Origin of the sequence: Streptomyces rectiverticillatus, from assembly GCF_013394065.1 — a bacterium.
GTDB classification, from domain to species: domain Bacteria; phylum Actinomycetota; class Actinomycetes; order Streptomycetales; family Streptomycetaceae; genus Streptomyces; species Streptomyces rectiverticillatus.
Window position 1 is genome coordinate 926,078 of record NZ_CP040752.1, and the last position, 11,530, is coordinate 937,607.

The window sequence follows — 11,530 nt, forward strand, 5'->3', positions numbered from 1 at the left end:
TCTCATGAGTGCCGACCGAGGAGGGAACCCCGGGTGACCTCCCCCGACGTCCCCACCGGATGACGCACCGCCCCCCGGATCCGGTACCGCCCGAGGAGGGTCCCGGACCGTCGGCCTCGTGCCCCCGGGGCGACCTTCCCGGCCCTCGGTGTGCACGCCGAGGCGGGAGGCTCTAAAGGGAGGGAAGCACAGGCGCGTACTCACACCCCGCGAACAGTCGGATCATCACACCAGTCACACCCGGCCATCACATCTCTACAAGATCGCGTTACGAGCTCTATGTCCGCAGATCACTTGGGCGATGTGCGGTGGCAGACCGTTCATGATGGCGTCGATCACGAAGATCCTGCGGAAGTCGTGTGGAGAGAAGACGAGCGGTTCGCCGCCGGCGTCGGTCAGGCCCGTAGCGGCCAGCGCTGGTCGCCATGACGATGCCTGGGCCGTCGCAGGAGTACTACCGGAAGAAGCGTGGCGAGGGACTGATCCACACCCAGGCGCTGCTGTCCCTGACCGTCGGATGGTGGACGTGCTCTGGGCGATGCTGAGGGACAAACGCCTGTTCACGACCGCAGCACCGGCGCCTGCGACGGCTTGACTTCTGCATTTGAGATGCCCCGCCAGCAACCCAGCGAGGCTTCATCACGCGCGTGCTCAGGAGCCCACGATGGGTGTTCGGACGACAACCGAGGACGAACCCGCACCCGTCGGCAAGGGCACGAACCGTGGGGCATTCACCGAAGGCTCCCGCCGGGACGGGCCGTCCAAAGCACGCACTGCACGATCGCGCTCCTCGACCGAGAGACGGACGAGCAGGGCCATGACCCTGCCCAGCTCGTCCTCACCGGACGTCACCGATCACCCGCCAGGTCGGGATCGCGGCCACCACCTGGCCCACCCCCTCCGCCTCGTACTTCGTCCACTCCCCCGGCTCCGCCCACGCATGCGGAGCCAGGTTGAAGGTGCCCCAGTGGATCGGGACAGCACACCGCCCGGCTGACCTCCTTGCAGATCAAGGTGTGCCTGCTCGACGACGGCAACGGGATCCTGAACGCCGACGAGACGGGGGGTGCGAAGTCCTCGACCGACGCGGTGGCCGCTGCCCGCCAGTACTCCGGTTCGGTCGGCGGAGTCGGTCTATGCCGGGTCGCGGTGCACCCGGCCTTCGCCACGTCCGTTGCACGTAGGTGAGGTGGTCTGCTTCAACGTCGTGAAGGGCCACAACGCGGTACGCGGTGAGCCAGTCGAGGGCTGCCATGGCCATCCCGAAAGCCCAGCCAGCGGTAGTTGACCCATACGGGGCGAGGAGTATGAGGCAAACCACCACCGGCAGGGCGACGAAACCCGCCGCCAGGAACAGACGGGTGGGCGTCTCGCCGAAAGCAATCGGAACGGTGCGGCGTCCGATCCTGACGTTTTGGGCGATGTCTCCCACGCGGCGGTCAGCATGAACAGAGGGCCGAGGAACATGCCGTGGTCTTTGATGACCCAGTGCCACGAGAGGCGAAGGTCGTCGTGGAGGAAGGTGATAGCGACCCGCAGAAGAGCACATTCGGTGACGTGGAAGCAGCATTAACAGCCAGGTTGACCAGCGTCTTTCTCCACGCTCCCTACGTTGGAGAACAACAACAGCCCCTGGCTGGCCAATGCGGACCGCCCGCTCACCGGCTACCCGAGGATCTTCGGCACCGTCGGTACCGCCCGTTCGCTGCGCACGCGCGGCGCGATCGAGGACGTGTCCGCCATGGCGAAGCGCGGCGGGCTGACCGTGGCGGACCTGGAGCGGCAGCAGTTCGCGAACCGTGCCCCCGCGGGCGACCTGGCCGCGGCCGATGCGGCGAAGGCCTGCGCCGCGCTGCCGGGCGGCAGGGCGACGGGCAGCGACGGCAAGCCCGTCGACGTGTCCGCGGCCTGCGGAGTGCTGGCCCGCTGGGACCGGACGGTGCGTACGGACAGCAAGGGCGCGGCCCTCTTCGACCGCTTCTGGCGCAGGCTCGTGAACTCCGCCCCACCGGCCGAGCTGTGGCGCGTGCCCTTCTCCCCCACCGCCCCCGTGACCACGCCGAACACGCTGAACACGGCGTCCCCCATGGCCGGCCGGGCCCTCGCCGACGCGGTCGCCGAGCTGCGCGGGGCGGGCATCGCCCTGGACGCGCCGCTGGGCGAGCACCAGTTCGTCGAGCGCAACGGCAAGCGCATATCCATCTCGGGCGGGGCCGATGCGCTGGGCATATGGAACATGATCGAGTCGGCGCCGTGGGACTCCGCCCGCGGTGGCTACTCCGAGGTGCGGCACGGCTCGAGCTACATCCAGGCCGTCGGCTTCGACGGCGGCCCCTGCCTGGCGGCCCGCACCCTCCTGACGTACGGGCAGTCCTCCGACCCCACCCCACCTCACCGCACTACGCGGACCAGACCCGGCTGTTCTCGGCCGGCCGCATGGTCACGGCCCGCTTCTGCGAGAAGGACATCCTGTCCTCGCCGCAGCTGCGGGTGGTGCGCGTGAGCGAGCGCTGACGGCCCGCATCTGCGGGCCGGGGCCGGGCGCCGCTCACACCGAGCGGCCCCGGCCCTTCCAGTAGGGCTCCCGCAGGCGGCGTTTGTACAGCTTGCCGTTGGGGTCACGGGGCATGGCGGCAATGAACTCGACGGATCTGGGCCGCTTGTAGCCCGCCAGCGCCCCGGAGCAGTGCGCGAGGATGTCCGCCGCCAGCGGGGCGCCCGGTGCGTACCCCTCGGCCGGTTCGACGACCGCGCGCACCTCCTCGCCCCAGTCGTCGTGCGGCACGCCGAAGACGGCAGCGTCGGCGACGGCCGGGTGGGCGAGCAGGGCGGACTCGATCTCCGCCGGGTAGATGTTGACGCCCCCGGAGATAATCAGGTCGATCTTGCGGTCACGCAGGAAGAGGTAGCCGTCCTCGTCGAGGCAGCCGAGGTCGCCGACGGTGAAGAAGTCGCCGATGCGGCTGTCGCGGGTCTTGCCGGCGTCCTTGTGGTACGTGAAGCCGCCCGTGGTCATCTTCATGTAGACGGTGCCGAGGCGGCCGGCCGGGAGGCGGTTGCCGTCGTCGTCGAAGACCGCGAGCTCGCTGATGGGCCACGCCTTGCCGACGGTGCCGGGCTTCTTCAGCCAGTCCTCGGCGGTGGCGAAGGCACCGCCGCCCTCGCTGGCCGCGTAGTACTCCTCGATGCAGCCGCCCCACCAGTCGATCATGGCGCGCTTGACGTGTTCGGGGCAGGGCGCGGCGCCGTGCACGGCGTGGCGCATCGACGAGACGTCGTAGCGGGCCCGGACGTGCTCCGGCAGCGCGAGCAGCCGCTGGAACTGGGTGGGGACCATGTGCGTGTGCGTGCACCGGTGCGTCTCGATCAGGCGCAGCATCTCCTCGGGCGTCCACTTGTCCATCACCACCAGCCGGTGGCCGATGTGCAGGGACGCGGCCGCGAACTGCAGGACGGCCGTGTGGTAGAGCGGCGAGCACACCAGGTGGGTGTTGCCGTCGAACGGCCGGATGCCGAAGATGCCCAGGAACCCGCCGAGGTGGCCCTCCTCGGGCGGCTTGCCGGTGAGCGGGCGGCGGATGCCGCGCGGCCGCCCGGTCGTGCCGGAGGTGTAGTTCATGACCCAGCCGAGGGTGCGGTCGGCGGTCGGGGTGTCCGGGCGGTGGTCGAGGAGGGCGGAGTACGGGCGGAAGCCGGCGATGTCCCCGACGGCGTAGCGCCGTGCGGCGGGCAGCTCGGCCTCGTCGGCGGCCGCTGTGGCCGTGGCGGCGAACCGCTCGTGGGCGATGAGGGCCTTGGCCCCGCTGTCGGCGACGATCCAGGCGATCTCCGGCCCGACGAGGTGGTGGTTGACCGGCACCAGGTAGAGACCGGCCTGGGTGGCGGCGAGGTGGGCGGTGAGGAGCTCGGCGCCGTTGGGGAGGACGACGGCGAAGGCGTCGCCGGTACGGAGCCCCGCGGCACGCAGCCCGTGGACGAGGCGGTTGGCGGCGCCGTGCAGGCGGCCGGCGGTCCAGGTACCGCCGGCCGGGTCGACGAGGACGACGCGGTCGGGCTCGGCGGCAGCCTGCGCCCAGAACCCGTTGGGCGGTTGGGGTGGCATGGGGCCTCCTTCGGACGGCGGATGGACGGCGGAGCGGGTGTGTCTGGGGGGCGCTCACTCCGGCGCGGGCCCGTTCCGCTCCGCGTCGCCGCGGCGGGCAGGACGACCACCGGGCACAGCCGGGCCCGTCCCGGCCCGTCCGGAGCCGCGCGCGGCGCCTGGGGTGGGAGGCGTTGCACGCTGCCGGACGGTGGGCGGCTCCGACCGATCCGCGGGCAGTCCCGCTTCCCGGACCGGCCGGGAATCGCCGACACGAGGTTCGGTGCGGGGGCCGCTGCCGGGCCCCGAGGGCGCCGCGCCAGCGCCGGTCGCGGGCAGCTCCGACCCGCCCGCCGGCAACCCCGCACCCCGGGCCGACCGGCTATCACCGACACCTGGCCCGATGCCGGTGCCGGGGGTCGAAGGCCCCCCGCGAGCGGCGGTCGTGGGCCCCGTCGGCAGCCCCGCTCCCCCGTCCGGCCCGGCATCGCCGGGCCCGGGCCCTGAACCGGGGCCGGGCGCGAAAGGCGCCCCGCGGGCGCCGGTCGCGGGCAGCTCCGCTCGCCCCGCAGGGGCGCCCGTCGCGATGCGGGCCAGCCGCGCTACCGCCCGGTCGAAGCCCCTCGTCAGGTCGTCGAAGACTGCCTGTACGCCGCGGCGGCTGTTCATGCTGCCCACGATCTGGCCGACCGGCGTGCCCAGCAGCGGCGTGGCCTCGTACTTCTGGATGCGGGTCAGGGCCTCGGCGACGAGGAGTCCCTGCAGGGGCATGGGGAGGGGGCCGGGGCCGGACGGGTCGTCCCAGGCCTCGGTCCAGGCCGTGCGCAGCTGGCGGGCGGGCTTTCCGGACAGGGCGCGGGAGCGCACCGTGTCGCCGGAGCCCGCGGCGAGGAGCTTGGCGGTCAGGGCCTGCGAACCCAGGTCGGCCTCCTCGGTGGTGAGCCAGAGGGAGCCGATCCACACGCCCTGCGCGCCGAGGGCGAGCCCGGCGGCGATCTGCTCGCCGGAGCCGATTCCTCCGGCGGCCAGGACGGGCAGCGGGCCGACGGCGCGGACGATCTCCGGGGTGAGGACCATGGTGGCGATCTCGCCGGTGTGGCCGCCGGCCTCGTAGCCCTGGGCGACGACGACGTCGATGCCGGCGTCGGCGTGCCGGGTGGCGTGCCGGGCGCTGCCGGCGAGCGCGGCGACGAGGGTGCCGTGGGCGTGGGCGCGCTGCACGACGTCGGCGGGCGGCGGTCCGAGGGCGTTGGCGAGCAGCGCGAGCGGGTGGTCGAAGGCGGCGTCGAGCTGGGCGCGGGCGACGTCCTCCAGCCAGCCGGTGATGCGCCAGCCCCGCCGGTCCCCGGCGGCGAGTTCGGGGACGCCGTGCCGGGCGAGGAGCTCCCGGACGAAGTGGCGGTGCCCGTCCGGGATCATCGCTTCGACGTCGGCCTCGGTGACCCCCTCGGCCCGTCCGGCGGGCATGACGACGTCGAGCCCGTACGGTCTGCCGCCGGTGTGCGCGTCCATCCAGTCGAGGTCCCGGGCGAGCGCTCCGGGGTCGGTGTAGCGGACGGCGCCGAGGACGCCGAGCCCTCCGGCCCGGGAGATCGCCGCGGCGACCGCGGGGAAGGGCGTGAAGCCGAAGACGGCGTGTTCGATGCCCAGCCGCTGGCTCAGCTCGGTCTGCATGGGCGGCAGGATGCCGCAGGAGGCCGGGCGAGGGAAGAGGTTTTCTGACGCATCGTCAGACAAGATGTACCGTCGGGCACGCGGGAGGGGCCGGCTACCGGTGCAGCGGCCGGCCCCGCGTCTGCCGGACCCGCCGGACCGCCGCGACCTGGCGGTAGAGCTCCACCGCCTCGGTGGAGCGGCCGAGCTGTTCGAGACAGTGCGCCTCGTCGTTGCGGCTGGTGAGGGCGTCCGGGTGGTCGGCCCCGAGCACCCGCTGCCGGGCCTGCGCGACCTCGCGGTAGGCGGCGAGGGCCTCGGTCCAGCGGCCCAGCCAGCCGAGCCCCACCGCGATCTCGCGCCGGCTCACCAGCGTCTCGGGGTGGTCGGCGCCCAGCACGCGCTCGCGGACCGCGCCGACGTCGCGGGCCTCGGCCAGGGCCTCCTCCCAGCGGCCGAGGCGGCCGAGGTTGACGCCCAGGCAGTGCCGGGCGCGCAGGGTGTCGGGGTCCTCGGGCCCCTGGGCCCGGGTGCGCTCGTCGACCAGTTCGCGGAACAGCCCCAGGGCCTCCGCGCTGCGCTGGAGGCGCCCGAGGCAGATGCCGGTCTCGTAGCGGGCGGCGAGCGTGTCGGGGTGGCCGGCACCAAGCACGCGCTGCCGTGCGACGGCCACTTCGCGGTAGGTCTGCAGCGCCTCGGTCCAGCGGCCCAGCTGGCCGAGGGCGTAGCCGACCTCGTAGCGGCTGACGAGCGTGTCCGGGTGGGCGGGGCCCAGGACCCGCGAGCGAGTGACCGCGACCTCGCACGCCATGCGGTACGACTCCTCCAGGCGGCCCAGGCGGCCCAGGTTGAAGGCCAGGTTGTGACGGCAGCGCAGGGTGTCGGGATGGTCCGGGCCCACGGTCCGCTCGCGCGCGGCGAGCACGGCGGCGTACACGTCGTGGGCCTCGAAGTGCCGGCCGAGCTGCCCGAGGACGTACGCCGTCTCCTGGCGCGCGGCGAGCGTCGCGGGGTGGTCGGGGCCCAGGACGCGCTCGCGCCCGGACGCGGCGCGGGCGTACTCGCGCAGCGCCTCGCCGGGCCGCCCCTGCATGCTGAGGGCGAAGGCGGCCTCATAGCGGCTGGTGAGGGTGTCGGGGTGGTCGGGGCCCTGGAGGCGCTCGCGGTCGGCGGCGACGGCGGCGTGCGCGCGGCCGGCCTCCTCCCAGCGGCCCAGCCGGCCCAGGCGCAGCCCCTCCTGATGGCGGGCCACGAGCGCGGCGAGGGCCTCCGGCGCGGGCGGGGCGAACGCCTCCGCGACGGCGGGCGGGCCTCCGGCGGGCACGGCCGGCCCGGGCCCGGTGCGCCGGGCGGGCTCCGGCAGCCCCACCGCAGGCCCCACCGGCTCCCCCGAACCCGCCGGACCCGCCGGACCCGCCGTCCAAGCGCTGGTAAGAGCCGCCGCCGGGTCCGGCGGCGGTGCCGTCCGCGGGCCGGGGCCGGTCGCCTTGGAGCCCGTGGTCATGTTCCTGGCCCAGCCGGGCAGCCGCGGCTCGGGCAGCCGCACGGCCGACCGCACGGGGCGCGGGCGGCGCTCGGGCGGCGTCCGGTGCACGGTCGCCAGGCGGGCGAGGCGGTCCGGCGGCTCCAGAACGAGCAGGCGGCCGTGGAGGTCGGCGGCGTCGGGAGGGCGGTCGGCGGGGTCCTTGGCAAGCAGGTCGAGGACGATCCGCTGGAAGGCCTCCGGCAGGTCGGGGCGGTGGGTGCGCGGCGGCACGGGCGCGGTGTCCCGGTGGCCGACGAGCACGGCCCAGGCGTCGTCCATGGCGAACGGCGGGGCGCCGGTGGCGATCTCGTACAGCACGCACCCCAGGGAGTACAGGTCGCTGCGGTGGTCGACCGGGGCGCCGCCGATCTGCTCGGGCGACATGTAGTGCGGGGTGCCCATGGCGATGCCGGTGCCGGTGAGACGGGAGGAGAAGGAGGACGAGTAGGGGAGGGAATCGCCCAGCCGGGCGATGCCGAAGTCGCAGATCTTCACCGTGCCGTCGGCCAGCCGCATGATGTTGGCCGGTTTGAGGTCCCGGTGCACAACGCCCTGGCGGTGGGTGTAGGCGAGGGAGGCGGCGACCTGCTCCGCGATCTCCAGGATGTCGGGGAGGGTGAGCGGCAGGCCGCCGGTGTCCTCCAGGAGCTCGCTGAGGTTGCGGCCGTCGAGGAGCTCCATGACCAGGTACAGCACGCCCTCGGACTCGCCGAAGTCGTGGATGACGGTGATGCCGCGGTGCTGCAGCGCGGCCGCGACGCGCGCCTCGCGGCGGAAGCGCTCGCGCAGCACCCGCAGGTACGACGGCTCGTGCCGGGGCCCCATGGGCTTGAGGCACTTGACGGCGACCTGCCGGCCGAGCGACTCGTCGAGCGCCCGCCACACTTCGCCCATCCCGCCCCGCCCGATGCGTTCGAGCAGGCGGTACCGCCCTTGGATCAGCCTGGATTCCGCCATCCCGCGCCGCCGCCCCCGTCGATGCCCCGCGCTTCCCCCGGCCCGTCCAGTATGGCGGCCCGTCTGCGCAGGTTGTAGGAGGAGGGACGGCTACCGGGACCGAGTCTGGCGACGGCACGGAGGATGTGCTTGGGCGGCAGCTGCCAGCGGAGGCCTGCGGGGATCGTTCGCAGCGCGGCGCCGGCGGCGCGCAGGCGGCGGGTGACGACATGCGGGGGCGGGGCCTGCCGCCCGTACAGCTCGTGGGCGTAGGGAGGCAGCGCGGCGTACGCGAGGGAGGCCACCCGCCCCCAGAGCAGCTCCCGCACCGGAACCACCGGGAGGGGGACGGGCGGGCGCCGCAGGAAGGCGTCGACCCCGCGGGCCTCCGGGGTGAGGGCCAGCTCGGGCCGCACCTTCTCGAAGTAGGCGGCCGTCCGCCCGGCCGTGTCGGGCACGTCGGCCGGGTCGAGGCCCACGAGCCGGGCGGACCGCCGGTGTTCGGCGTAGTAGGCGTCGGCCTGGGCTTCGCTGAGCGCGACGCCGGAGCGGCGGAGGACGTGGAGGTAGGAGTCGACCTCGGCGCAGTGCACCCACAGGAGCAGGGCGGGGTCGTCGACGGGATAGCGCGCGCCGGTGTCCGGGTCGGTGGCGGACAGCCGGCGGTGGATGCCGCGGACGGCCGCTCCCGCGCGCTCGGCGGCCTCGGTGGTGCCGTAGGTGGTGGTGCCCACGAAGTTCGCGGTGCGCAGCAGGCGGCCCCAGGCGTCCTTGCGGAAGTCGGAGTTCTGCATGACGCCGCGGACCGCGCGCGGGTGCAGCGCCTGGAGCCACAGGGCGCGCACCCCGGCGATCCACATCATGGGGTCGCCGTGCAGCTGCCAGGTGACCGATGCGGGCCCGAAGAGCCCGGGGTCGGCGTGCGGCATGGGGCACCTCCTGTCATCGTCAGGTTAGCGGCGCACGCGCGGCATCCCCAGGCCGATCCAGGAGATGATCTCCCGCTGGATCTCGTTGTTGCCGCCGCCGAAGGTGAAGACGACGGCGGCGCGGTAGCCGCGTTCGAGTTCGCCGTGGAGGGCGGCGCCGGCGGAGCCTTCCTTGAGGGGTCCCGCCGCGGCGAGGACCTCCATGAGCCAGGCGTACGCGTCGCGGCGGGTCTCGGAGCCGTAGACCTTGACGGCGGAGGCGTCCTGCGGGGTGAGCGCCGAGCGCTGCAGGGCGTCGACCATCTGCCAGTTGAGCAGCTTCATCGCCTCCAGGCGCAGGTGGGTGCGGGCGAGCCGGGCGCGGACCCAGCCGAGGTCGATGACGCGGCGGCCGTCGGCGAGCTCGGTGGCGGCGGCCCAGCGCCGTACGTCGCGCAGGGCGCCGACGGCCGTGGTGCCGTGGGCGGCGAGGGTGACGCGCTCGTGGTTGAGCTGAGTGGTGATCAGCCGCCAGCCCTTGTTCTCCTCGCCGACGCGGTTGCGGACGGGGACGCGGACGTTCTCGTAGTAGCCGGCGGTCGTGCTGTGGGAGGCGAGGGTGTTGATGGTGGTGCAGGAGTAACCGGGGGCGCTGGTCGGCACGAGGAGGAGGGTGATGCCCTTGTGCGGCGGGGTGCCCTCGGTGACGGGGGTGGTGCGGACGGCCAGCCAGATCCAGTCGGCGGTGTCGCCGTTGGTGGTCCAGATCTTCTGGCCGTTGACCACGTAGGAGTCGCCGTCGCGGACGGCCCGCGTCGTGAGGGAGGCGAGGTCGGTGCCGGCGCCGGGCTCGCTGTAGCCGATGGCGAAGTCGAGCTCGCCCGAGAGGATCCGGGGCAGGAAGTACGCCTTCTGCTCGTCCGTGCCGAACTGCATGAGGGTGGGGCCGACGGTGTTCAGCGCCATCAGGGGCAGCGGCACGCCCGCCTGCGCGGCCTCGTCGAAGAAGATGAACTGTTCCATCGGGGTCCGGCCGCTGCCCCCGTACTCGGCCGGCCAGCCCACCCCGAGGCGGCCGTCCGCGCCGAGGCGGCGGATCGTGGCGCGGTAGAAGCGCTTCTGCTCGGCCGGGTCGTCGTGGCGGGCGTGGGCGCGGCCTGCGACCAGCCCGGCGAAGTAGTCCCGCAGCTCGGCGCGGAAGCGCCGCTGTTCCGGGGTGTACTCGAGGTCCACGGCCCCTCCAGGGGTGCTCGCCGTATGCCGCGCTGACGGCGCACACCGTAGAACCTGTTCCAGAAATTCGGAAGGCGGAGGAGAAACAGGGACCTCGCGGGGCGTCAGCCCTGCGAGGTCCCTGCGAGGTCCCTGCCGTTACGGCGATCGGTAGGGCAGTGGGTACGGCGGTCGTGCCGCGCCCGTCAGCGGGCGGCGTGCCGGCGGTGGCGTCCCCCCGTGGGCGTGCCCCCGCCCCCGCCCCCGCCGCGGCGACGGCTGTGCGGCACGGGCCGGGTGTGACCGTGGTGGCCGCCGTGCTGCTCCGCGGCCTCCAGCTCGGCGAGCTCCTGGTCCAGGCCGAAGCGCTCCAGCAGCGGGATGCGGTAGAGCCGCGGGAGCAGCCAGGCGTGCCAGACGCCGGTGACGAAGATGATCGCGGACGAGGCGATCAGGACCGAGCCGAGGGTGTCGGTCGGGTAGTGGGCGCCGACGTACCAGCGGGAGAAGGCGATGAGCAGCACGGCGAAGACGCCGACGACGGCTACGGTCCGCCGGTGGCGGGACTCCCGGAAGAGGAAGTACGCGGCGATGAACGCGGCGACCGTGAAGGCGGTGTGACCGCTGGGAAAGCTGTTGGAGCCGATCTCGGGGTCCAGCATGAACTCCCGCGGCGGCCGGGGCCGGGCGACGACGGCCTTCGCGATCTGGGTGCTGTTCCAGCCGACCGCGACGACGAGGAAGGTGGAGACCGCCGTCACCGGCCGGCGCCGCACGAACAGCAGCCAGCCGCACCAGACCGCCAGGATCAGCAGGCCGGCGACCGGGGACGCGAGGGCGCTGACCCCCTCCATGACCACGTTCAGCCACTCGGTGCGGAAGGTGGTCTGGACCGTACGGTCCAGCTTCAGGTCGTGCGGCTGGATGAGATCGGTGTGCACGGCTACCAGGCCCAGCGCGATCGCGACGGCGAACAGCAGGACCGAGTTGCGCAACCAGTGGCGCACGTACGGCATGGGTGGGGCGTCCTTTGTATCGGTAGGGCGGTACCGGCACGGCAGTACACGCGAAGGCGACGAATGCCTGCCGCAGGGGTGACCACGGCACGGCTGTACGGCAAAGCTACACGCGCCGCACGCGCACCCTTCGGGGACGCCCGCCCCGGACGCCGCCGGCGGCCGCGCGACCCGGGCCGCCCACCACCGGCGGCGCACC

General features: G+C 73.8%; 5 protein-coding genes and 5 pseudogenes. 3 read left to right on the forward strand and 7 right to left on the reverse strand.

Annotated elements, in window-relative coordinates; all coding sequences use genetic code 11:
- Window positions 1-413: 413 nt before the first annotated feature.
- A pseudogene (locus tag FGW37_RS03650) lies at window positions 414-595 on the forward strand (IS110 family transposase); the annotation flags it as partial.
- Between the two features lie 282 nt (window positions 596-877).
- Here the strand turns inward: FGW37_RS03650 and FGW37_RS33145 are convergent.
- Window positions 878-1,023 (reverse strand): annotated as a pseudogene (locus FGW37_RS33145) (MBL fold metallo-hydrolase); the annotation flags it as partial.
- Between the two features lie 18 nt (window positions 1,024-1,041).
- Between FGW37_RS33145 and FGW37_RS03655 the strand changes: the two are divergent.
- A pseudogene (locus FGW37_RS03655) lies at window positions 1,042-1,182 on the forward strand (IS701 family transposase); the annotation flags it as partial.
- Between the two features lie 421 nt (window positions 1,183-1,603).
- Window positions 1,604-2,514: pseudogene (locus FGW37_RS03660) on the forward strand (penicillin acylase family protein); the annotation flags it as partial.
- Between the two features lie 34 nt (window positions 2,515-2,548).
- On the opposite strand, the gene FGW37_RS03665 reads toward FGW37_RS03660, so the two are convergent.
- The 6 genes and pseudogenes from FGW37_RS03665 to FGW37_RS03690 form a co-directional block, all read right to left on the reverse strand.
- Window positions 2,549-4,102: an acyl-CoA synthetase gene (locus FGW37_RS03665; RefSeq protein ID WP_179079729.1), complete on the reverse strand. Its 1,554-nt coding sequence runs from the start codon at window positions 4,100-4,102 to the stop codon at window positions 2,549-2,551.
- A gap of 561 nt (window positions 4,103-4,663) precedes the next feature.
- Window positions 4,664-5,755 (reverse strand): annotated as a pseudogene (locus FGW37_RS03670) (nitronate monooxygenase); the annotation flags it as partial.
- Window positions 5,756-5,849: 94 nt separating this feature from the next.
- Complete coding sequence (locus tag FGW37_RS03675; protein WP_179079730.1) at window positions 5,850-8,216, reverse strand: serine/threonine-protein kinase; 2,367 nt, start codon at window positions 8,214-8,216, stop codon at window positions 5,850-5,852.
- Window positions 8,198-9,124 (reverse strand): oxygenase MpaB family protein, encoded by a 927-nt coding sequence (locus tag FGW37_RS03680; protein ID WP_179079731.1) that lies wholly within the window; start codon window positions 9,122-9,124, stop codon window positions 8,198-8,200. Before FGW37_RS03680 ends, FGW37_RS03675 begins: the two co-directional genes overlap by 19 nt.
- Window positions 9,125-9,148: 24 nt before the next feature.
- Complete coding sequence (locus tag FGW37_RS03685; protein ID WP_179079732.1) at window positions 9,149-10,336, reverse strand: acyl-CoA dehydrogenase family protein; 1,188 nt, start codon at window positions 10,334-10,336, stop codon at window positions 9,149-9,151.
- Between the two features lie 185 nt (window positions 10,337-10,521).
- Window positions 10,522-11,331 carry a phosphatase PAP2 family protein gene (locus tag FGW37_RS03690; RefSeq protein ID WP_179079733.1) on the reverse strand — a complete coding sequence of 270 codons (810 nt, stop codon included), beginning with the start codon at window positions 11,329-11,331 and terminating at the stop codon, window positions 10,522-10,524.
- Window positions 11,332-11,530: the final 199 nt, after the last annotated feature.

Coding starts and splice junctions, on each gene's coding strand:
- FGW37_RS03665 (WP_179079729.1), bottom strand. CDS start 4,102: ATGCCACCCCAACCGCCCAACGGGTTCTGGGCGCAGGCTGCCGCCGAG.
- FGW37_RS03675 (WP_179079730.1), bottom strand. CDS start 8,216: ATGGCGGAATCCAGGCTGATCCAAGGGCGGTACCGCCTGCTCGAACGC.
- FGW37_RS03680 (WP_179079731.1), bottom strand. CDS start 9,124: ATGCCGCACGCCGACCCCGGGCTCTTCGGGCCCGCATCGGTCACCTGG.
- FGW37_RS03690 (WP_179079733.1), bottom strand. CDS start 11,331: ATGCCGTACGTGCGCCACTGGTTGCGCAACTCGGTCCTGCTGTTCGCC.